Annotated in this window: 22 protein-coding genes; 16 read left to right on the top strand and 6 right to left on the bottom strand. The window is 64.1% G+C overall.

Going from position 1 to position 20098, the window contains the following annotated elements:
• Positions 1 to 186 precede the first annotated feature (186 nt).
• The 4 genes from dapA to ACQR1W_RS28585 are packed head-to-tail and all read left to right on the top strand — an operon-like array spanning position 187 to position 2629.
• Positions 187 to 1077, top strand: a complete 891-nt coding sequence (gene dapA, locus ACQR1W_RS28600) for a 4-hydroxy-tetrahydrodipicolinate synthase (protein ID WP_434853917.1) — start codon at positions 187 to 189, stop codon at positions 1075 to 1077.
• A gap of 48 nt (positions 1078 to 1125) precedes the next feature.
• Positions 1126 to 1542, top strand: coding sequence for a large conductance mechanosensitive channel protein MscL (gene mscL / locus ACQR1W_RS28595; protein ID WP_434854038.1), 417 nt, complete (start codon positions 1126 to 1128; stop codon positions 1540 to 1542).
• Position 1543: 1 nt separating this feature from the next.
• Positions 1544 to 2017 (top strand): SsrA-binding protein SmpB, encoded by a 474-nt coding sequence (gene smpB / locus ACQR1W_RS28590; protein ID WP_008971383.1) that lies wholly within the window; start codon positions 1544 to 1546, stop codon positions 2015 to 2017.
• 21 nt (positions 2018 to 2038) lie between these two features.
• Positions 2039 to 2629: a peroxiredoxin gene (locus tag ACQR1W_RS28585; RefSeq protein WP_434853916.1), complete on the top strand. Its 591-nt coding sequence runs from the start codon at positions 2039 to 2041 to the stop codon at positions 2627 to 2629.
• Between the two features lie 136 nt (positions 2630 to 2765).
• On the opposite strand, the gene ACQR1W_RS28580 is transcribed toward ACQR1W_RS28585, so the two are convergent.
• Positions 2766 to 3461, bottom strand: coding sequence for a uracil-DNA glycosylase (locus ACQR1W_RS28580; protein ID WP_434853915.1), 696 nt, complete (start codon positions 3459 to 3461; stop codon positions 2766 to 2768).
• Positions 3439 to 4068, bottom strand: coding sequence for an NYN domain-containing protein (locus ACQR1W_RS28575; RefSeq protein WP_008971380.1), 630 nt, complete (start codon positions 4066 to 4068; stop codon positions 3439 to 3441). The genes ACQR1W_RS28580 and ACQR1W_RS28575 overlap by 23 nt, the downstream gene beginning before the upstream one ends.
• Positions 4069 to 4432: 364 nt before the next feature.
• Here ACQR1W_RS28575 and rpoZ point away from each other — a divergent pair, with 364 nt between their 5' ends.
• The 10 genes from rpoZ to ACQR1W_RS28525 all read left to right on the top strand — a co-directional run bounded on the left by rpoZ (position 4433) and on the right by ACQR1W_RS28525 (position 13917).
• Positions 4433 to 4825 (top strand): DNA-directed RNA polymerase subunit omega, encoded by a 393-nt coding sequence (rpoZ, locus tag ACQR1W_RS28570; protein WP_008971379.1) that lies wholly within the window; start codon positions 4433 to 4435, stop codon positions 4823 to 4825.
• Between the two features lie 185 nt (positions 4826 to 5010).
• Complete coding sequence (locus tag ACQR1W_RS28565; RefSeq protein ID WP_434853914.1) at positions 5011 to 7296, top strand: RelA/SpoT family protein; 2286 nt, start codon at positions 5011 to 5013, stop codon at positions 7294 to 7296.
• Between the two features lie 70 nt (positions 7297 to 7366).
• The gene (locus ACQR1W_RS28560) at positions 7367 to 8119 is read left to right on the top strand and encodes a pyridoxine 5'-phosphate synthase (RefSeq protein ID WP_434853913.1); all 753 of its coding nucleotides are present in this window, start codon (positions 7367 to 7369) and stop codon (positions 8117 to 8119) included.
• Between the two features lie 13 nt (positions 8120 to 8132).
• Positions 8133 to 8552, top strand: a complete 420-nt coding sequence (acpS, locus tag ACQR1W_RS28555; RefSeq protein WP_434853912.1) for a holo-ACP synthase — start codon at positions 8133 to 8135, stop codon at positions 8550 to 8552.
• Positions 8553 to 8846: 294 nt separating this feature from the next.
• Positions 8847 to 9605, top strand: a complete 759-nt coding sequence (lepB, locus tag ACQR1W_RS28550; protein ID WP_008971375.1) for a signal peptidase I — start codon at positions 8847 to 8849, stop codon at positions 9603 to 9605.
• Positions 9602 to 10456, top strand: coding sequence for a ribonuclease III (rnc, locus tag ACQR1W_RS28545; protein WP_434853911.1), 855 nt, complete (start codon positions 9602 to 9604; stop codon positions 10454 to 10456). Before lepB ends, rnc begins: the two co-directional genes overlap by 4 nt.
• A gap of 4 nt (positions 10457 to 10460) precedes the next feature.
• On the top strand, positions 10461 to 11378 hold the full coding sequence (gene era / locus ACQR1W_RS28540; protein WP_434853910.1) for a GTPase Era: 918 nt from the start codon (positions 10461 to 10463) through the stop codon (positions 11376 to 11378).
• 2 nt (positions 11379 to 11380) lie between these two features.
• Positions 11381 to 11761 (top strand): hypothetical protein, encoded by a 381-nt coding sequence (locus ACQR1W_RS28535; RefSeq protein WP_008971372.1) that lies wholly within the window; start codon positions 11381 to 11383, stop codon positions 11759 to 11761.
• Positions 11762 to 11972: 211 nt separating this feature from the next.
• The gene (recO, locus tag ACQR1W_RS28530) at positions 11973 to 12743 is read left to right on the top strand and encodes a DNA repair protein RecO (RefSeq protein WP_434853909.1); all 771 of its coding nucleotides are present in this window, start codon (positions 11973 to 11975) and stop codon (positions 12741 to 12743) included.
• Between the two features lie 127 nt (positions 12744 to 12870).
• On the top strand, positions 12871 to 13917 hold the full coding sequence (locus ACQR1W_RS28525; RefSeq protein ID WP_434853908.1) for a DUF2278 family protein: 1047 nt from the start codon (positions 12871 to 12873) through the stop codon (positions 13915 to 13917).
• 28 nt (positions 13918 to 13945) lie between these two features.
• Here the strand turns inward: ACQR1W_RS28525 and ACQR1W_RS28520 are convergent, their stop codons facing one another.
• Positions 13946 to 15820 (bottom strand): tetratricopeptide repeat protein, encoded by a 1875-nt coding sequence (locus ACQR1W_RS28520; protein ID WP_434853907.1) that lies wholly within the window; start codon positions 15818 to 15820, stop codon positions 13946 to 13948.
• 285 nt (positions 15821 to 16105) lie between these two features.
• Between ACQR1W_RS28520 and ACQR1W_RS28515 the strand changes: the two genes are divergently transcribed.
• Both ACQR1W_RS28515 and ACQR1W_RS28510 read left to right on the top strand, forming a co-directional pair.
• Positions 16106 to 17098, top strand: a complete 993-nt coding sequence (locus ACQR1W_RS28515; RefSeq protein WP_434853906.1) for a glutathione S-transferase family protein — start codon at positions 16106 to 16108, stop codon at positions 17096 to 17098.
• 99 nt (positions 17099 to 17197) lie between these two features.
• Positions 17198 to 17821, top strand: coding sequence for a glutathione S-transferase family protein (locus ACQR1W_RS28510; RefSeq protein ID WP_434853905.1), 624 nt, complete (start codon positions 17198 to 17200; stop codon positions 17819 to 17821).
• A 48-nt stretch (positions 17822 to 17869) separates the two neighbouring features.
• On the opposite strand, the gene ACQR1W_RS28505 is transcribed toward ACQR1W_RS28510, so the two are convergent.
• From ACQR1W_RS28505 to ACQR1W_RS28495, 3 genes are all read right to left on the bottom strand, one after another.
• Positions 17870 to 18088, bottom strand: coding sequence for a hypothetical protein (locus tag ACQR1W_RS28505; RefSeq protein ID WP_008971366.1), 219 nt, complete (start codon positions 18086 to 18088; stop codon positions 17870 to 17872).
• A 217-nt stretch (positions 18089 to 18305) separates the two neighbouring features.
• Positions 18306 to 19382 carry a sensor histidine kinase gene (locus ACQR1W_RS28500; protein ID WP_434853904.1) on the bottom strand — a complete coding sequence of 359 codons (1077 nt, stop codon included), beginning with the start codon at positions 19380 to 19382 and terminating at the stop codon, positions 18306 to 18308.
• Positions 19369 to 20061 carry a response regulator transcription factor gene (locus tag ACQR1W_RS28495; protein ID WP_434853903.1) on the bottom strand — a complete coding sequence of 231 codons (693 nt, stop codon included), beginning with the start codon at positions 20059 to 20061 and terminating at the stop codon, positions 19369 to 19371. The genes ACQR1W_RS28500 and ACQR1W_RS28495 overlap by 14 nt, the downstream gene beginning before the upstream one ends.
• Positions 20062 to 20098: the final 37 nt, after the last annotated feature.

Here is a 20098-nt window from a genome sequence, read left to right as displayed (position 1 = left end):
AACACTAAATGTACCGCTTACAATTGCACTCTGCGCCAGGAGCACGGCGAAATCACGACCGTTAGGGGGCGGAATGCCCGTCCTCAGGGCAGCTGTCCGGTCGGTGGGACTTTCGTCGGGTGTTTGGACCCGGTATGAAGGGCGTTTTCGTGGGAAGGCCACAACTGGGATCGGGGAGGGAGTTTCATGGCAGCCAAGACGAATTTCCGGGGCTCTTTCACCGCGCTGGTGACGCCCTTCAAGAACGGCTCTGTGGATGAGGCCGCCTTCCGCAGCCTGGTGAGCTGGCAGATCGAGGAGGGCACCCACGGTCTGGTGCCGGTTGGAACCACCGGGGAGAGCCCCACGCTGAGCCATGACGAGCACAAGCAGGTGGTCGAATGGTGCATTGACGAGGCGAAGGGGCGGGTGCCGGTGATCGCCGGCGCGGGCTCCAACTCGACCAAGGAGGCGGTCGAACTCGCCCAGCATGCGGAACAGGCCGGTGCCGACGCGGTGCTGGTGGTGACGCCCTATTACAACAAGCCGACCCAGGAAGGCCTGTATCAGCACTTCAAGGCCATCAATGATGCGATCGGCATTCCGATCATCATCTACAACATCCCGCCGCGCTCAGTGATCGACATGTCGGTCGACACCATGAAGCGGCTCTACGAGCTGAAGAACATCGCCGGCGTCAAGGATGCCACCGCCAGCATGGTGCGGGTCTCGCAGCAGCGCGCGGCGATCGGCGAGGAGTTCAACCAGCTCTCGGGTGAGGACGCGACCATCATCGGCTATATGGCGCATGGCGGCCATGGCTGCATTTCCGTGACCTCCAATGTGGCGCCCCGGCTGTGCTCGGAATTCCATACCGCCTGGCAGAAGGGCGACCTCACCACCGCGCTGAAGATCCACGACAAGCTGATGCCGCTGCACACCAACCTCTTCATCGAATCCAATCCGGCGCCGATCAAATATGCGCTGTCGCTGCTCGGCAAGCTCGAGGAGAAGCTGCGATTGCCGATGGTGCCGGTGTCGGAGCCCACGCGGCGTGCGGTGCGCGAGGCGATGGTGCATGCCGGCCTGATCAACTGAGTGCAGTCCGGGCTGCGGGGCCCGGCGCCAGAGCGAGGGGGGATGAGCATGTTGAAGGAGTTTCGTGAGTTTGCGATGAAGGGCAATGTCGTCGACCTCGCGGTCGGCGTCATTATCGGCGCGGCCTTCGGCGCCATCGTCAATTCGCTGGTTGGCGACGTCATCATGCCGCTCATCGGCGCCGTCACCGGCGGGCTCGATTTCTCGAACTACTTCATTCCGCTGTCCGCAAAGGTCGATGCGACCAACCTGGCCGATGCCAAGAAACAGGGCGCGGTGCTGGCCTATGGGCAATTCCTCACGCTCACCCTGAACTTCCTGATCATCGCCTTCGTGCTGTTCATTGTCATTCGCCTCATGAACCAGTTGAAGCGGCTGCAGGAAACCGAGCCGGCCGCGGCCCCGAAGCCGTCGCGCGAGGTCGAACTGCTGACCGAAATTCGCGACCTCCTGAAGAAGGCCTGACGTGGCTGAAAAGAAAGAACGCGACATCAAGGTCGTCGCCGAGAACCGCAAGGCGCGGTTCAACTATGCGATCGAGGATACGATCGAGGCGGGCCTTGCGCTGACCGGCACCGAAGTGAAGTCGATCCGCAGCGGCAAGTCGACGATCGCCGAATCCTATGCCGATAGCCGCGACGGCGAGATCTGGCTCATCAATGCCAACATCCCGGAGTATCTGCAGGCGAATCGCTTCAATCACGAGCCGAAGCGGCCGCGCAAGCTCTTGTTGCATCGCAAGCAGATCAACAAGCTGCTGGGCGCGGTCGACCGCGAGGGCATGACGCTGATCCCGTTGAAACTGTATTTCAACGAGCGCGGCCGCGCCAAGCTGCTGCTTGCGGTGGCCAAGGGCAAGAAGCTGCATGACAAGCGCGAGAGCGAGAAGAAGCGCGATTGGGGCCGGGAGAAAGGGCGCCTGTTGCGCGCCCGTGGATAAGTGGATGGCCGGAAGGATCCGATGAATCAGAAAAACCTGCTCGATGTCGACTGGAGCAAGATTCCGGCGCCGACGGATGACGGCGCCGCGGATCATCTGGTCGGCATGATCATCCCTCCGGTCAGGCTGCGCGCAACCGACGATACGTTGGTGACGATCTCGGAGCTCTCGGGGCGGACGGTGATTTTCGCCTATCCGCGCACCGGCGAACCCGGCAAGGTGGCGCTGGTCGAGGATTGGGACATGATTCCGGGGGCCCGCGGGTGCACCCCGCACACCTGCGCGTTCCGCGATCTGTTCGGCGAGCTCAAAGCCGCCGGTGCCGCTTACGTGTTCGGGCTATCGACCCAGAGCAATGCCTATCAGACCGAGATGGCGTCCCGCCTGCATTTGCCGTTTCCGGTGTTGTCGGACGAGAAGCTCGAACTGACCGAGGCGCTGCACCTGCCGACCATGGAAATCGCGGGGCTGACCATGATCAAGCGGCTGGCGCTGATCGTCGACGATGCCCGGATCACCCACGTGTTCTATCCGGTGTTTCCGCCCGACCGAAATGCCGCCGAGGTCCTGGCGTGGCTGAATGAGAACCGCGCCGAAGGCGGATCAGCCTGATCGGCTGACCCTTGATCGCGCGACGTCGCCGACGCGTTCATGAGAGCGCGAGCTTCTCGCATCGTCCGGAGTGGCCGGATTGTAGACCTCCATGCTGAGGTCTGGCCGGCCGGCCACCGAAAGCAACCTTGGCTTGCTAGCCCAGATCAGCCTTCACCCGCGCGAACACGGCGTGAAACATCTCGGTCGTGAGCACGCCGGTGTTCGTGTTGTAACGCGAACAGTGATAGCTGTCGTAGAGCTTGAGATGTCCTGCCTGGTGTACGGCACCGTGAGCAAAGGGGGCTGCCGCGCTGCGCAGGCCGAGTGTCTTCAAAAGCGTATCATGTGCAATACGGCCGAGCGCCACGATGCCCCGCAGGTGCGGCATCGCGGCAATCGTCGCGTTAAGAAACGTCCGGCATTGATTGATCTCGGCCGGCAGCGGTTTGTTCTGCGGCGGCACGCAGCGCACCGCATTGCTGATCCGGCAGTCGACCAGCGTCAATCCGTCATCGGGCCGCGCCTCGTAGCGGCCCTTGGCGAAGCCGTATTTCAACAGCGTGCCGTACAATAGATCGCCGGCATAGTCGCCGGTGAACGGACGGCCGGTGCGGTTGGCTCCCTGCAGTCCCGGCGCGAGGCCCACGATCAGAAGCCGCGCGTCGGCCTCGCCGAACGACGGCACCGGCGCGTTGAACCAGGACGGCTCGCGCGCCCGCTGCGCATTGCGGAAATCCGCAAGGCGCGGGCAGAGCGGGCAGTCGCGATCGGGAATGCTCGGAGACAGGGTGGCTGGCGCGGCGTTGGCGCCGCCCGTAAGCGCGCTCTTAGTCGTCAAAATCGTCGTCATTGTTGCGCGGTGCCACGGTGGTCGTCCGCTGCAGGAATTGCGGGGAATGGTGACGAGGTTCACGCGGGGCCGGGCGCTCGGACGGATCGCGGCCGAGCTTGGACTGCAACTCGACGAGGTCGGTGAAGACGTCGGCCTGGCGGCGCAGCTCGTCGGCAATCATCGGCGGCTGGCTGGAAATCGTGGAGATCACGGTGACGCGGACGCCACGGCGCTGCATGGCTTCAACCAGCGAGCGGAAATCGCCGTCGCCCGAGAACAGCACCATCTGGTCGATATGCTCGGCAAGCTCCATGGCGTCGACGGCAAGCTCGATGTCCATGTTGCCCTTGACCTTGCGCCGGCCGCTCGCGTCGATGAACTCCTTCGTTGCCTTGGTCACGACCGTGTAACCGTTGTAGTCGAGCCAATCGATCAACGGACGGATCGACGAGTACTCCTGATCTTCAATGATCGCGGTGTAGTAGAAGGCGCGCAGCAACGTGCCGCGGCTTTGGAATTCCTTGAGCAGGCGCTTGTAGTCGATGTCGAAACCGAGCGTCTTGGCAGTTGCATATAGGTTGGCGCCGTCAATGAAGAGCGCAATCTTGTTGGTAGAAGATGACATTCAGTTTCTCGCGTTCAGTTAGACTTCTGTTTTTGGCGCAGCTCGCGCTGGCCGCGCATTTCCATTTTCGGGCACTGCCAAGGTACCGCCAATGCTCGAGCGGACCCTTCTGGTATAACGCTCGCGCAAACAGGAGTAGTCAGGGCAACAAAGCCCGCACTTCTGACGGCGCAATGAAGCGTTTTCTTGGCCGAAGCCACATTCTGCGGACCCGGAGACCTGGCTGGGAGGGTGCCGGAATCCGGTACTTCTAGCCTGTTACCGAGACCGGACGCCAGAACGGCCTTGCGCGAAGCGGTCAGTCTCTATAACTAGCCATAGATAATCAGCCAATTAAGCACACAAAAGACCGGAGCGACAATCGATGGCGCGCGTCACCGTGGAAGATTGTATTGATAAGGTGGACAATCGATTCGACCTTGTCCTGCTCGCGGCGCATCGCGCCCGTATGATCTCGTCAGGATCACAACTCACGATTGATCGAGATAACGACAAGAATCCTGTCGTAGCACTCCGGGAGATTGCGGATTCGTCGATTTCTCCCGAGGATTTGAAGGAAGAGCTGGTGCACTCGCTGCAGAAGTTCGTCGAGGTCGACGAGCCGGAGCCGGACACCGTGCCGCTGATCGGCTCGGCCGGCGCCAGCGTCGATGCCGACGACACCGAGGTGGCGGTCGAGCGGATGACCGAAGAGGAGCTCCTGAAGGGCCTCGAAGGTCTGGCTCCGCCGGAGCAGCAGCCCGAAGAGGACGAGTGACGCCTGCTGCGGCGCCACCCCGGGCAAAGCCCTCCAAGTAACTTATGTGAATTGTGAAGGCCCGGACCCCGTCCGGGCCTTTGCATTTGATTGTGCTTTCGTGGTTACCATATGCCCTGCAAGGGCGCCGAAATGGTTCGCACGCCCCCAGCTCCCAACAGACGGCGTGGTTTAAGGCTTCTCCCATGGCGGTTTCGCGCCCGAGTCCTCCTCCGACGCAGGCTGCGGCCGATTCGGCCGCGCTGGCGACGCCGGTGGCCGTCCCGGCCAAGCCGCCGAAGCCTCGGTCCCGGATGATGCGACAATACGACCTGGTCGAGCGCGTCCGGTCGTATAACCCTGACACCAACGAGGATCTGCTCAACCGCGCCTATGTCTACGCGATGAAGGCGCATGGGTCGCAGACCCGCGCCTCGGGCGATCCCTATTTCACCCATCCGCTCGAAGTGGCGGCGATCCTGACTGACCTCAAGCTCGACGACGCGACGATCGTCGCGGCGCTGCTGCACGACACGATCGAGGACACCGAGGCGACGCGCGCCGAGATCGATCATTTGTTCGGCCCCGAGATCGGCGCCCTGGTGGAAGGGTTAACCAAGCTGAAGCGGCTGGAACTGGTCTCGCGCGAGGCCAAGCAGGCCGAGAACCTGCGTAAGCTGCTGCTGGCGATCGCCGACGATGTGCGTGTGCTTCTGGTAAAGCTCGCGGACAGATTGCATAACATGCGAACCCTCGAGTTCGTACCGGAGGCGTCGCGGCGGCGTATCGCCGAGGAAACGCTCGACATCTACGCGCCGCTCGCGGGACGGATGGGCATGCAGGAGATGCGCGAGGAGCTGGAGGACCTGTCCTTCCGCACGCTCGATCCGGACGCCTATAGGGTCGTGATGCAGCGGCTCGACGCGCTGACCGATCGCAATCTCGACCTGATCGGGGAGATCGAGAGCCAGCTCGCCAAGAAATTCCGCGACAACGGATTGACGGCGCGCGTCAGCGGCCGGCGCAAGAAACCATTCTCCATCTGGACCAAGATGGAACGCAAATCGATCGGCTTCGAGCAGCTCTCCGACATCTTCGGTTTCCGCGTCATCATGCCCGACGTCGAATCCTGCTACCGCGCGCTTGGCATCGTCCATACGACTTGGCCGGTCGTGCCCGGTCGCTTCAAGGATTATATCTCGACGCCGAAGCAGAACGACTATCGCTCGATCCACACCACCGTGATCGGCCCCGGCAAGCAGCGTGTCGAGCTGCAGATCCGAACCCAGGAGATGGATCAGATCGCCGAGCTCGGCATCGCCGCCCATGCCTTCTACAAGGACGACGTCGGCTCGCCCACGGAACTCCTGAAGCGCGAATCAAACGCGTTTGCGTGGTTGCGCCACACCATCGGCATCCTCTCGGAGAGCGCCAATCCGGAGGAGTTTCTCGAACACACCAAGCTCGAGCTGTTTCACGATCAGGTGTTCTGCTTCACGCCGAAGGGCAAGCTGATCGCGCTGCCGCGCCACGCCAATGTGATCGATTTCGCCTACGCCGTGCATACCGATGTCGGCAACAGCGCGGTCGGCTGCAAGATCAACGGCAAGTTCGCGCCCTTGTCGTCGGAGCTGCAGAACGGCGACGAGGTCGAGGTGCTGACGTCGGAGGCGCAGTCGGCGCCGCCCTCGGCCTGGGAATCGCTTGCGGCGACGGGCAAGGCGCGTGCGGCGATCCGCCGCGCAACCCGCACGGCGGTCCGCGATCAGTATGCCGGGCTTGGCCGGCGCATTGTCGAGCGCCTGTTCGAGCGCACCAAACTTGAATATGCCGACGACAAGCTGAAGGGGGCGCTGCCGCGGCTTGCGCGCGCCTCGATCGAGGACGTGATGGCGGCGGTCGGACGCGGCGAGATCAAGGCCTCCGACGTCGCGCGTGCGATGTACCCCGACTACAAGGAAGAGCGCGTGGTGCGCTACGGCGCCAAGAAAGGGCAGGCCGCGGTCGCGAAGCCGGCCACCGAACCGCCGCGCCCCCCGTCGGCGATCCCGATCCGCGGCATCAATTCCGGCCTGCCGGTGAAGTTCGCGCCGAACGGCGGCGCAGTGCCGGGTGACCGCATCGTCGGCATCGTCACTCCCGGCGAGGGCATCACGATCTACCCGATCCAGTCGCCGGCGCTGAAGGATTTCGAGGAGGAGCCGGAACGCTGGCTCGACGTGCGCTGGGATGTCGACGAGACCACGCCGCAGCGTTTTCCGGCGCGGATCCGGGTCGAGAATGTCAACGAGCCCGGCAGCCTCGCCCAGGTCGCTACCGTGATCGCCGAGCATGACGGCAACATCGACAATATCAGCATGAGCCGCCGTTCGCCTGATTTCACCGAGCTTACGATCGATCTCGAGGTCTACGACCTCAAGCATCTGTCCGCCATCATCAACCAGCTGCGCGCCAAGACCATCGTGGCCAGGGTCGACCGGGTCAATGGCTGAGCTGTCGTCGTGCTGCGTGATCGGTTAGAGCTGTTCCGGCCGTTTCTCAGAAGTGTCAGCGAGCCCCGCCATGTCCCAAGCACCGAAGCTGCGCCTCGGCGTCAATGTCGATCATATCGCCACCCTGCGCAACGCCAGGGGCGGCCGCAATCCGGACCCGGTGCGCGCGGCGAAGCTGGCGATCGAGGCGGGCGCCGATGGCATTACGGCCCATCTGCGCGAGGATCGTCGGCACATCCGTGACGAGGACATGGCGCGGCTGAAGGCCGAGATCGACAGGCCGCTCAATTTCGAGATGGCGGCCACCGACGAGATGCTGCGGATCGCGCTTGCCACCAAGCCGCATGCCTGCTGCCTGGTGCCGGAGCGGCGCGAGGAACTCACCACCGAGGGTGGACTGGACGTGGTCGGCCAGCACAATGCGCTGGCGCCGGTCATCGCCCGCTTGAACGATGCCGGCATCCGGGTCTCGCTGTTCATCGCGGCCGACCCGCGCCAGATCGAGATGGCGGCGAAGCTGCGTGCCCCGGTGGTCGAGATCCATACCGGCGCTTGGTGCGATGCGGTCACGGACGGGCACAAGGAGAAGGCGGAAGCCGAGTGGCAGCGCATCATCAAGGGTGCCGCGCTGGCCTATTCGGCCGGGCTCGAGGTCCATGCCGGTCACGGCTTGGACTACGACACCGCAGAGCGGATCGCCGCCTTGCCGGAGATCGTCGAGCTGAACATCGGCTACTTCATGATCGGGGAGGCACTGTTCGTGGGCCTGGCCGACACCGTGGGGGCGATGCGGGCGGCGATGGATCGCGGCCGCGGCGCTTGAGGACATCCGGCCCATGATCATCGGCATCGGTTCCGACCTGATCGATATCCGCCGCGTCGCCAAGGTGATCGAGCGCCATGGCGAGCGGTTCCTGGATCGCGTCTTCACGGCAGCTGAGCGCGCCAAGGCCGAGCGGCGCGCCAAGAACGAGAAGATGGTGGTCGCCACCTATGCCAAGCGGTTCGCGGCCAAGGAGGCCTGTTCCAAGGCACTCGGCACCGGGATCCGGCACGGGGTCTGGTGGCGCGACATGGGCGTCGTCAACCTGCCCGGGGGCCGGCCGACCATGCTGCTCACCGGAGGGGCACTGGCGCGGCTGAAGGCACTGACCCCGCAGGGACATGAGGCGAGGATTGACCTGTCGATCACCGACGATTGGCCGCTTGCCCAGGCGTTCGTCATAATTTCGGCCGACCGCACCGACACATCCTGAGGTTTTCGGTCGCGATCCCCCGTAAAACAAAAAACACCATATCTGTCAGTGCCTTATAAGGTTTTGATGCGGTGATTGATTGCGCCCGGGATCACAAACGTCTAGAACCAGCACGGATCGATTTGAGGCTTAGCCAAGGGCGAATTCAGGTTCACGCCGGAGTTGGCCTAAATCATCAGAATCAGGACAGAATTCCCTCAAGCTGCGAGCCGATCAAGCTGTTCGCGGGAGGGCGTTCTGCCGCGGCGCGGGCGAATCACGAAATGGATTCGTCAAAGGGACAGTGAAAGAGCGATGAGCGTGACATCCGGCACCAAGACTGAGAGCGGCCTCGGCGAAACTGTTCGCGTCGTTGTTCATGCGCTCCTGATTGCGCTCGTGATCCGTACCTTCCTGTTTCAGCCCTTCAACATCCCGTCGGGATCGATGAAGGCGACGCTCCTCGTGGGCGACTACCTGTTCGTCTCGAAATATTCCTATGGCTACAGCCACTACTCGATTCCGATGTCGCCGCCCTTGTTCACCGGACGCATCTTCGGCTCCGAGCCGAATCGCGGCGACGTTGTCGTGTTTCGACTGCCCAAGGACGATACCACCGACTACATCAAGCGCGTGATCGGCCTGCCCGGCGATCACATCCAGATGCGGGACGGGCTGCTCTACATCAACGACAAGCCAGTCCAGCGCGAACGGCTCAGCGACTTCATCGGCGAGGATCCTTGCGGCTCCGACGCGACCGCACGGGTGAAGCGCTGGAAGGAGACACTGCCGAACGGCGTCAGCTATGAGACGCTGGATTGCGTCGACAATGGTTTTTACGACAATACCGCGGTCTATACCGTGCCGCCCGGGCATTTCTTCATGATGGGCGACAACCGCGACAATTCGACCGACAGCCGTGTGCTCTCGGCGGTGGGCTACGTGCCCTTCGAGAATATCGTCGGCCGCGCCCAGATGATCTTTTTCTCCATTGCTGAAGGCGACCATGCCTGGGCGTTCTGGCGCTGGCCGGTGGCGGTGCGCTGGAATCGCCTGTTCAAAATCGTGCGATGATCGACGACAAACCCGACATCCAGACCACGCAGGCGGCCGCAGCCCCCAGCCCCGAGCCTGATCCCGGCAGTTCCGGCTTGACGCCTGTTGCGGCGCCGAAGGCAAAGCGCAGCCGCACCGGCACCAAGGGGGCAGCCAAGGCGGCTGAGAAGGCGACCACCGCGGCGATCGAGGCGCGCATCGGTCATCAGTTCAAGGATTCCTCGCTGCTGACCACGGCCTTTACCCACGTCTCCGCGCTGAAATCCTCCAAGAAGCGCGGCGACAGCTATCAGCGGCTGGAATTCCTCGGCGATCACGTGCTCGGGTTGATCGTGTCCGACATGCTCTATCGCTCCTTTCCGAATGCGGACGAGGGCGAACTGTCGAAACGGCTCGCCGATCTCGTGCGCAAGGAGAGCTGCGCTGACGTGGCGAAGTCGCTCGGCCTGCTCGACGACATCAAGCTTGGCGCGGTTGGCGCTGGCGCCGGCGCGCGGTTGCGCAAATCCGTGCTCGGCGACGTCTGCGAGGCTGTGATCGGCGCCATCTTTCTCGATGGCGGCTATGCGGCGGCGGCCGGCTTCGTCGAGCGCAACTGGACCGAGCGTATGAACAAGCCCCGGCGGCCGTTGCGCGATCCCAAGACCGTTTTGCAAGAATGGGCGCAGGGCAAGGGCCTGCCGACGCCGGTCTATCGCGAGGTCGAGCGCACCGGCCCGCATCATGATCCGCAGTTCCGCGTTGCGGTCGACCTGCCAGGCATGGAGTCGGCGGAAGGGGTGGGGGGCTCGAAGCGGGCGGCGGAGAAGGTTGCGGCCTCCGTGATGATCGCGCGCGAAGGTGTCAGCGGCGGCAGCAATGACGGATGATCCGATGGCGGACAGCGCGCCGCCGGCCGAGACCCGCTGCGGCTTCGTCGCGCTGATCGGCGCGCCCAATGTCGGCAAATCGACCCTGGTGAACGCCCTGGTCGGCTCCAAGGTCACGATCGTCTCGCGCAAGGTGCAGACCACGCGCGCGCTGATCCGCGGCATCGTGATCGAAGGCTATTCGCAGATCATCCTGGTCGACACCCCCGGCATCTTCGCGCCAAAGCGGCGGCTCGACCGCGCCATGGTGACGACCGCCTGGAGCGGTGCCCACGACGCCGACCTTGTCTGCGTGCTGTTGGATGCCAAGAAGGGCCTCGACGACGAGGCCGAGGCGATCCTGACCAGGGCGGCCTCCGTTGCGCATGAGAAGATCCTGGTCGTCAACAAGGTCGACCTGGTGCCGCGCGAGAAGCTGTTGGCGCTGGTCGCCGCCGCCAATGAGCGCCTGCCGTTTGCGCGCACTTATCTGATCTCGGCGCTGTCGGGCGACGGCGTCGACGATCTGCGCCGGGCCTTGGCCGCGATGGTCCCGCCCGGACCGTTCCATTATCCCGAAGACCAGATGTCGGATGCGCCGATGCGCCAGCTCGCGGCCGAGATCACCCGGGAGAAGATCTATCAACAGCTGCACCAGGAGCTGCCCTATCAGTCCACGGTCGAGACCGACAGCTGGACCGAGCGCAAGGACGGCTCGATCCGGATCGAGCAGACGATCTTTGTCGAGCGGGAAAGCCAGCGCAAGATCGTGCTGGGCAAGGGCGGCGCCACCATCAAGTCGATCGGGGCGGAGGCGCGCAAGGAGCTCGCCGACATCACCGGCGCGCCGGTGCATCTGTTCCTGTTCGTCAAGGTGCGTGAGAACTGGGGCGACGATCCCGACCGCTACCGCGAGATGGGGCTCGAATTCCCCAAGGAATAATGATGAACCTGCCTCGCAACGTGCTCTGGTTTGAAGTCCTGCTCTACATCTCGCTGATGCTGGATGCGTTGTCGGTCGCGGTGCAGGATCGGACGCCGACGGCCGAGATCACCGATGCGATGATCATGGTGCAGACCATTCTCAACGCCGCGCTCATCCTGCTCATGGTCTACTTCGTTTATCTTGCAGCGCAGCGGCGCAAGAACTGGCCGCGTTGGGTGCTGCTCGCAGCGCTCCTGTTGTCGGCCTACTCGCTGGTCCTCGTGATCGGGGACAAGGGGATGACGCTGGACGCCGGCATCGAGGTCATTTCCTGTGCGCTGACCACGATTGGGCTTTATTATTCGTTCACCGGCGATGCGAAGGGCTGGTTTATCGCGTGAGGCGCTGTGTCCGGTGTCTCAGATTGGGCTGCGCTGATGGCGACGATCTCGGGTGAGGGGGGACAGGTCTCACGACCGGCGGCGAGCAAGCGCCTGCTCTCACCCCCAGCCCTCTCAGCGCGAGCGAAGCTCGTCGTGGTCCCGTAAGAACGGGGGAGAGGGAGCGCACCGTGTTCTGCGCGGCAGCGCGTCCTGGATAGGTTGGACGGCGATGGAATGGACCGATGATGGCATCGTGCTGGGCGTGCGACGGCACGGCGAATCCGCCGCCGTCGTCGAGCTCCTGACGCGCGAGCACGGTCGACATCTCGGTCTGGTGCGTGGGGCGAGCGGCGCACGCATGCGTCCCGTACTGCAGCCCGGCAACACCGTGCGGGCGGTGTGGCGGGCGCGGCTCGACGAGCATCTCGGCATGTATGCGATCGAGGGGCTGTCCTTGCGCGCTGCGGCGCTGATCGCAGCGTCGCACGGCGTCTACGGCATCACCCATCTGGCGGCGCTGGCGCGGCTGTTGCCGGAGCGCGATCCGCATGAAGACATCTACGAGCGGCTTGTGCTTACGCTCGACGATTTCACCGACGCCAGAGGTGCGGCGGCCCACATCGTCCGGTTCGAGCTTGCCATCCTGGCCGAGCTCGGCTTCGGGCTCGATCTCGACTCCTGCGCGGCGACCGGCGAAACCACCGACCTGGTCTATGTGTCGCCGAAATCGGGCGGTGCGGTGTCGCGGGCGGCCGGCGAACCCTGGCGCGATCGCTTGCTGCCGTTGCCGGCTTTCCTGCGCGACGGCGACGCGACGTCGGAGGGTTGGACGGACCAGGACCTCCTGGATGGTTTTCGGCTGACCGGGCTGTTCCTGTTGCGCCACGTGCTGGAGCCGCGTGGCCAGGCCCATTCCGACGCGCGTGCCGGCTTCATCAATGCGCTGACGCGAATGAGCCGGCCGCCGGCTCCGGCGGCCGCGAACAACAATCCGGATTGAGCCCCGCGTCTCAGCGCGCATGCTGCTGGTGATCTGGATCACAGGCCCTTCATCGATCGCGGTGTAACCTGCCGCGCGGCGCATCGGCCTACGGTGCGGCTGCGATACCTGAGGGGAGGGACCGACGATGCCGCTGAAGAATTATGCGCTGCTGAAGGGACGCCCGATCAACAACCGCCTCGCAACCGGCGCCAGTCCGCACTACCAGGTCCTGATCTCGGCCGACGGCACGCTGTACCGGATCGCCATCAATGTCCGCTCGCAGGACGGCAGCGAGGTCGAATTCTTGGTCCGATCGCACTTCGAACATCCGATCGTCGACGGTTTGAAGCAGTTCGGCGAAGGCCTGCATGAGGTCCAGAGCAAACCGGGCGGCGTTGCGCTCGACTTCATCCGCGCCAATCTGATGCAGCCCTGGGAGCTGAAGCCGCTGCCGATGTCGGCCGCGGGACCCGACAACGATCTCAACGAAAAGATCGATTCCTACGTTCAGCGCGCGATGTCGGACGAGGAGGCCTTGATCTACGCCTTCGGCGACACCTGGGGTCCGGAGGAGAAGGCCGACCGGTTCTTCGGCTTCAGGCCGGGCCGCGGCATTCACGACATTCATTTCAACCAGGGCAACCCGCCGGGCTCGCATGACCAGGATAACGGCCCCTGGCAGGACGGCGGACTGATCTTCGAATTTCCCGCCCAGCAGCAATGGGTCGCAATCTTCCTCAAATTCCAGAGCCAGGCCTGGCATTCGGATGATGACAGCGGCGGAGTGATCCTGCCAAAGGACAGCGATCATCCGAACGCGCCGCATACGCCGCCATCGCGCGACCAGATTCCGCCGTTCGACGTGCCGGACGGGCTGGTGCGGATCATCGCGGCCTATGTCAATGATGTCAGGACGCCCGAGCGCGAGACCGTGACCCTGCTCAACACCGCCGATGTCGAGGTCGATCTCGATGGCTGGCAGATCAAGGACAAGCACAAGAACGCCATGACGCTCTCGGGCAAGATCGCCGCCGGTGCGACCATGGTGGTGCCGATCGCAGCACCCGTCGCGCTGTCGAACAAGGGCGGGATCATCACCCTGTTGAACGCCTCAGGGGTGAAGGTCCACGGCGTGTTCTACACGCGCGAGCAGGCGGCGCAGCCGGGCCGGACCATTCCGTTCCAGTTCTAAGCCTGCGAAGCGAGGATCAACGCGATGGCTAATCCTGCGAACGGCCATTGCTATCGGCCGCCGCCGATCGTCGAACTCGGAATGCGGTCGCCTCGATTGTCAGCGCATTGCGGATTTGATCGATCACCCAGCCATAGTCGCGTCGGTCGTCCTGTCTGAACAGACGCGCTGTCGGGTACCAGGGTGAATCTGCGCGGCCGAGCAGCCAGCGATAGTCCGGGCGGTACGGCAACAGAATCCACACCGGGCGTCCAAGGCCGCCGGCGAGGTGGGCCACGCTCGTGTCCACGGTCACCACAATGTCTAGACATGACATCAGCGCAGCGGTGTCGTCGAAGTCTGACAGGCGCTCCGTCATGTCGACGATATCCAGCCCGGCAAGGACCTCCTTGTCGGCCGCGCGCGGATCTTTCTGCAGGCTGACGAACTGCACATCGATGTCCAGGAGCTTTGCCAGCAATCGCAGCGGCACGGACCTGTTGCGATCGTTGCCGTGCCCCGGATTGCCGGACCAGACCAGCCCGACACGAAGCCTGTCGTGAGCACCCAGCCGGCTCTCCCACTGCGCTCTAAGGGCGTCGAGTGGAGCCGGCAGATAGGGGATAGCAGCGGGGATCGTGTCGAGGCTGGTCTTGAATGCCAGCGGCAGGCTGGACATCGCGCAATGCACATCGAAGCTCGGCAAAGCCGCGGTGGATTTCGGAACGCACGCGGCAACACCGGAGAGTCTGGATAGTAACGCGCAGGCGGGCTCCTGGACCGCGAGGATGACTTTCGCTCCGAGCTCGGCGACGAGGGGCACATAGCGGGCGAATTGGAAGGCGTCTCCGATCCCCTCATCGGCGAAAATGAGGATCGTCTTGCCCTGAAGCGGCCCGGTGCCCAGCCACTGCGGCTGCGGGAAATTCGGAGCGGCCATGCCGAGCCCGGTTGTCCACCTGATCTCGCGACCGGCCCAGCCTGCGGCAAAATTCCCGGTCAGCATATCGAGCAGCGCCACGTTCCAGATCGTGATCGGATCATCAGGCGCGATTGCTTTGGCCTGGTCGTAGCAGGCCATCGCCTCGTCGAGCCTCAGACAATCGGCCAGCAGATCCGCCTTGTTCAGCAGGGCCACAAGGTAGTCCGGCCGGAGCGAGAGAGCCCGCTCAAAGCACGTCAGCGCCTCGTCGTACCGGCCGAGCCGGTGCAACACCCAGCCGAGATTGTTATGCGTATCGACGTTGGTCGGATCGAGCAGCTGCGACCGCAAGCCGTCGGCCGCTGCGTCGTCCAGCCGCCCGAGATTTTGCAGGACCAGCGCGCGCATGTGAAGCGCGTCGGCCTGCTCCGGGCTTGCCTCCAAGGATGCGTTGAAAAACCCCAGAGCCTCGGCAAAGCGGCTCTGCCGGTAGAGGAGCAGCCCGGCCATATTGGCTGCATCGACGCATTGCGCCGACAAGCTCAACGCCTGCTGCAGGCTCAAGAGCGCTTCGTCCGGACGATCCATCTCCGCGAGAACCGCTCCGAGATTCTTCCAATGCAGCGCGTTCTCGGGTTCAAGCGATGCGGCCTTGTCGAAGGCCTTCAGCGCGTCCTCGAGCCGTCCTGCCCCGAGCAGCGCCAGTCCCAGACTTGAGACATAGCCGGCTTTGGGATCTGATGAGATGGCGCCTGCAATCCAGGCGATGGCGTGATCATGCTGTCCGAGCTGCAGCGACAGCAGCCCCATCAGGTGCATGCTGTCAGTGTGATTGGGGTCGATGGCCAGAGCCTGCTCGCAGCACCGCTGGGCTTCAAGGAGGCGTGCCGCCTGCAGATGGGCCAAGCCGGCCGCATGAAGGGCAGCCGGCGTGGAGGGGCCGGACTCTTGGGACGTCTTCTTCGATCCGCGGGCGGCGGCCCGACGTTCACGACGGCTCATCGGCGCATTCTTCCTGATCCTCAACGCCTAGCTGATTCTCCGACGCGGCAGCAAACGTGACGGATTGCGGCAATCGGAACCATCTTTCGCATCAGACCGCCCGCCCGCACTTGCTTCGGTGACCCCAGGCAGCCGCCGGGCAGCTCCTGATCGGAACTCAAGATTCGCCGCACTGGCGCGGTACATGGGTGACGTGTACTCATTCCGCCGGCTGGTCGGCACGGCGCCGAGAGCCCAGGGCAGCCGCGCTGCGGCCGGTCGGCCGTGATGTGGAGGAGTGTGGCCATGGGATTGCTCGTCGACGGCCAATGGCACGACGTCTGGTACGACACCGGGGCGACCGGCGGCCGCTTCGTGCGCAAGGATTCGGCCTATCGCAACTTCGTCACCGCGGACGGCGGCGCTGGCCCGACTGGCACCGGCGGCTTCAAGGCGGAAGCCGGGCGCTATCACCTCTATGTCAGCCTGGCCTGTCCCTGGGCGCACCGCACCTTGATCATGCGGGTCCTGAAGGGGCTTAACGAGATGATCTCAGTCTCGGTGGTCAACTGGCTGATGGTCGAGCAGGGCTGGACCTTCGCCGACGGTCCCGGCGTCGTCGCCGATGACGTCAACCATGCGCACTTCCTCTACCAGGTCTACACCGCGGCCGATCCGCGCTATTCCGGTCGGGTCACCGTTCCCGTGCTGTGGGACAAGGAGCGGCGCACCATCGTCAACAACGAGTCCTCCGAGATCATCCGGATGCTGAACTCGGCGTTCGACGGCATCGGAGCGACCCCGGGCGACTACTATCCGGAAGCCCTGCGCGGCGAGATCGACGCGATCAATGCGCGGGTCTACGACACGCTCAACAACGGCGTCTACAAATGCGGCTTCGCGACCACGCAAGGCGCCTATGAGGAGGCGATCGCGCCGCTGTTCGCCACGCTCGACTGGCTGGAGGAGAGGCTGTCGGCCCGTCGGTTCCTGCTCGGCGACCGCCTGACGGAAGCGGATATCAGGCTGTTCACCACGCTGATCCGCTTCGATGCGGTCTATGTCGGCCACTTCAAATGCAACATCCGCCGTATCGCCGACTATCCGCATCTTTCGGCCTATACACGCGATCTCTACCAGTGGCCCGGCATCGCCGGGACGGTGAATTTCGAGCACATCAAGCATCACTATTACGAGAGCCACCGCACCATCAATCCGACCGGGATCGTCCCGATCGGGCCGCTGCAGGATTTCACCTTGCCGCCTGGGCGAGAGCGGCCGGCGATCCGGAAAGCTTGAGCGCCATCGCTCTCTGGTTACCTCCCAAAATCTTTTGCGGGTCATGTCGATCTGGCCCACCCCCGTTCGTCTTTGAGACATCACGGATGGAGAACCGGCATGAAGATCTACTGGATCAAGGCTCAGGCGCCGAGACGAGTTTTGGCGCTGGTCAAGCATCTCGGTGCGCAGGCGGAGTTCATCGAGACCAGCCGCGCGTTGAAAACACCGGAGTTTGCCGCGCTCAACCCCAACATGAAGGCGCCGGTGCTGGTCGATGACGACCTCGTGCTGTGGGAGTCCAACGCGATCATGGCCCATCTCTGCATCCGCGAAAGCTGCGACATGTGGCCGGCCCGCGATCCGCAGGAGCAGGTCGAGGTGATCCGCTGGCTGTCCTGGAACGACTGTCATTGGGCGCCCGCAGTCGGGCCGTTCTATTTCGAGCACATCGTCAAGCGGACGTTCGGCTTCGGCACGCCTGACCGCGCGGCGCTGGTCGGGAAGGTGCCCAACCTGAAGACGTTCGCGGCCGTGCTCGACGGTCATTTGCGGTCGCGTACCCATGTCGCCTGCGACCGCCTCACCATTGCGGATTTCGCGCTGGCCTCGATGGCGACCGACTGGCGTGACGCCGAGATGCCGCTCGAAGCGTTTCCGAACGTTGTCCGCTGGCTCGACAATCTGATGCGCCTGCCGGCCTGGGCCGATCCTTGGCCGCAAGCGCAATCGGCTGCGGCCTGAGACGAGCGACGACTTCTCTCGCAAAGGCGAAGTTCGCCGAGAGCTGGCCTAGACCCGCGGCATGATCTGCAGCTCGAGCAGCGCCAGCCGCTGCATGTTGGCCACGTTGCGCTCGCCTGCCTTGGCGGCGCGCAGCACCGCCTCGGCGAGCAGCGTGACATGGGTTGAACTGACCGGCTCCGGCAATGCGGCTACCGCCGCACCGAGCGCCTCCGTCATCAGCGCGATCACCTCAGGAGAGAAAGCAGCGTCGGAAAAGTTCTTCATCGTACGAAGTCCGCATTCCAGCATGGACCGCGACCGGACCCTGCTGGCGCGAACCTGGCTCGCGCGACAAACAGCAATGGCCGTCGTCAGCCCGTCAACGGCGATAACGCAATACGACCCGCAGGAGTGAGAACCCGCGAGCGCGATGCAGGTTCCCCCCGTGGATTTACGGTCGGCGCGCTGCGCGCGGCAGCTCAAGGGCAGGGGCTGTCTTGGTTCACTGCGCGGACGGCGGTGGGAATCGGAGCTCGACTACCAGTCCGGGAGCATTGTCGCGCAGCGAGATCTCGGCGCCGTGCAGATGCGCCACTGCGGCGGCGAGGCTCAAGCCCAGCCCGTTGCCCGGCGTGTAACGGCTTCGCTCGAGCCGGTAGAAGCGCTTGAACACCTGGTCGTGCTGGTCCGCAGGGATGCCGGGGCCGTTGTCGGCGATCGCGATCACTGCTGCACCATCGCTGGTCGTGCAGGTCACCGTCACCTGGCCGTGCGCGCGGCCGTGCTTGACGGCGTTGTCGACGAGATTGGCAATGGCATCGAACAGGAGGTCGCGGTCGCCGGTGACCTTCACCTCGCGGTCTCCAGCAAGGCCGAGCCGCGTCGCGACCTGCTCGGCCGCGGCGTCGTAGAGCTCGACGACTTCGCCTGCGATGTCGACCAGGTTCAGTTCGCGGAACGCCCCCTTGCGCGCCCTGGTCTCGATCTCCGAGATCCGCGTGATGGAGGTGAACATGCCGAGCACCGCGTCGAGATCGGCGATGGTGTCGCCGATCAGCGTCGCATCGGTCTCGTTGTTGCGTGGGGCATGATAGGCCTTCTCGAGCCGCCCGCGCATGCGCGTGAGCGGCGTGCGCAAATCGTGCGCGACATTGTCGCCGACCTGCTTGACCTCGCTCATCAATGTCTCGATGCGGTCCAGCATCTGATTGAGATTCTCCGCGACCCGATCCCATTCGTCATGGCTGCCGCGCAGCGGAATGCGCTGGTCGAGGCCGGAGAGCATGATGGCGCGGCTGGTGGCGTTGATCTGTTCGATCCGACCCACCGTGCGCCGCGTCACCAGCACGGCGGCGACGGCAGCCAGCACCAACAGCAGCCCCGTCGCCGTGATCATCGCGAGCGCGATCGTCCTTGTGAAGCTGTCGTGATCGCCGATATCGCCGACCCGGCTGTGCACATAGGCCAGCGTCCCGAAATAGACATAGGCGATCATCGCTCCGACGATCACGCCGAAAATCCCGATCGCGATCAGCGCCAGGCGGAACGTCGACGAGCGGAGTGTCTTAGCCAGGAGCACGGAGGCAGTACCCGACGCCGCGGATGGTGTGGATCAACGGATAGGCCTGGCTGTCGTCGACCTTGCGTCTGACACGACCGACATAGACGTCGATGATGTTGGTGGAGGGATCGAAATGCAGGTCCCAGACGTGCTGCAGTAGCATCGCGCGGGAGACGACGCGGCCCTCGTTGCGGACGAGGTATTCGAGCAGCTGGAATTCGCGCGGCAACAGCGGGATCTTCTTGCCGCGCCGGCTGGCGCTGCGCAGGATCAGGTCGATGGCGAGATCGCCGACGCGCAGGATCGTCTCCTTGGCGATGGTTTCGCTGCGGCGGCCGAGCGCCTCCAGCCGCGCGAGCAATTCGACGAATGAGAACGGCTTGACCAGATAGTCGTCGCCGCCGGCGCGCAAGCCCCGCACGCGGTCGTCGACCTCGCCGAGCGCGGAGATGATCAGGAACGGCGCGGCAACGCCATCGTCGCGCAGCTCCCGCATCACCGCGAGGCCGTCGACATCGGGAAGCATGCGGTCGATGGTGATGACGGCATAGTCGCGTTCGTTGCCGCGGCTGAGCGCCTCCCGGCCGGTTGCGGCAAGATCGACCTCGTAGCCGGAGGCTGTGAGCTCTTCGACGAGCTGCCCGGCGGTCTCCTGATCGTCCTCGACGACGAGAATGCGACGGTGACCTCCAGTCATGGTTCAACTCCGCGCGGCGGCCGCAGCTGGAGCATGA

The sequence above is a fragment of the Bradyrhizobium sp. HKCCYLS1011 genome (assembly GCF_051167795.1).
In the GTDB taxonomy this organism is placed as follows: Bacteria; Pseudomonadota; Alphaproteobacteria; order Rhizobiales; family Xanthobacteraceae; genus Bradyrhizobium.
Note: the sequence above shows the minus strand (reverse complement) of the source record. Positions and strands in the feature narration are given on the sequence as shown.

Bases quoted from the DNA above. Each gene is read 5' to 3' on its own strand.
- dapA (WP_434853917.1), top strand. From the start codon at position 187: ATGGCAGCCAAGACGAATTTCCGGGGCTCTTTCACCGCGCTGGTGACG.
- mscL (WP_434854038.1), top strand. From the start codon at position 1,126: ATGTTGAAGGAGTTTCGTGAGTTTGCGATGAAGGGCAATGTCGTCGAC.
- ACQR1W_RS28585 (WP_434853916.1), top strand. From the start codon at position 2,039: ATGAATCAGAAAAACCTGCTCGATGTCGACTGGAGCAAGATTCCGGCG.
- ACQR1W_RS28580 (WP_434853915.1), bottom strand. From the start codon at position 3,461: ATGACGACGATTTTGACGACTAAGAGCGCGCTTACGGGCGGCGCCAAC.
- ACQR1W_RS28575 (WP_008971380.1), bottom strand. From the start codon at position 4,068: ATGTCATCTTCTACCAACAAGATTGCGCTCTTCATTGACGGCGCCAAC.
- rpoZ (WP_008971379.1), top strand. From the start codon at position 4,433: ATGGCGCGCGTCACCGTGGAAGATTGTATTGATAAGGTGGACAATCGA.
- ACQR1W_RS28565 (WP_434853914.1), top strand. From the start codon at position 5,011: ATGGCGGTTTCGCGCCCGAGTCCTCCTCCGACGCAGGCTGCGGCCGAT.
- ACQR1W_RS28560 (WP_434853913.1), top strand. From the start codon at position 7,367: ATGTCCCAAGCACCGAAGCTGCGCCTCGGCGTCAATGTCGATCATATC.
- acpS (WP_434853912.1), top strand. From the start codon at position 8,133: ATGATCATCGGCATCGGTTCCGACCTGATCGATATCCGCCGCGTCGCC.
- lepB (WP_008971375.1), top strand. From the start codon at position 8,847: ATGAGCGTGACATCCGGCACCAAGACTGAGAGCGGCCTCGGCGAAACT.
- rnc (WP_434853911.1), top strand. From the start codon at position 9,602: ATGATCGACGACAAACCCGACATCCAGACCACGCAGGCGGCCGCAGCC.
- era (WP_434853910.1), top strand. From the start codon at position 10,461: ATGGCGGACAGCGCGCCGCCGGCCGAGACCCGCTGCGGCTTCGTCGCG.
- ACQR1W_RS28535 (WP_008971372.1), top strand. From the start codon at position 11,381: ATGAACCTGCCTCGCAACGTGCTCTGGTTTGAAGTCCTGCTCTACATC.
- recO (WP_434853909.1), top strand. From the start codon at position 11,973: ATGGAATGGACCGATGATGGCATCGTGCTGGGCGTGCGACGGCACGGC.
- ACQR1W_RS28525 (WP_434853908.1), top strand. From the start codon at position 12,871: ATGCCGCTGAAGAATTATGCGCTGCTGAAGGGACGCCCGATCAACAAC.
- ACQR1W_RS28520 (WP_434853907.1), bottom strand. From the start codon at position 15,820: ATGAGCCGTCGTGAACGTCGGGCCGCCGCCCGCGGATCGAAGAAGACG.
- ACQR1W_RS28515 (WP_434853906.1), top strand. From the start codon at position 16,106: ATGGGATTGCTCGTCGACGGCCAATGGCACGACGTCTGGTACGACACC.
- ACQR1W_RS28510 (WP_434853905.1), top strand. From the start codon at position 17,198: ATGAAGATCTACTGGATCAAGGCTCAGGCGCCGAGACGAGTTTTGGCG.
- ACQR1W_RS28505 (WP_008971366.1), bottom strand. From the start codon at position 18,088: ATGAAGAACTTTTCCGACGCTGCTTTCTCTCCTGAGGTGATCGCGCTG.
- ACQR1W_RS28495 (WP_434853903.1), bottom strand. From the start codon at position 20,061: ATGACTGGAGGTCACCGTCGCATTCTCGTCGTCGAGGACGATCAGGAG.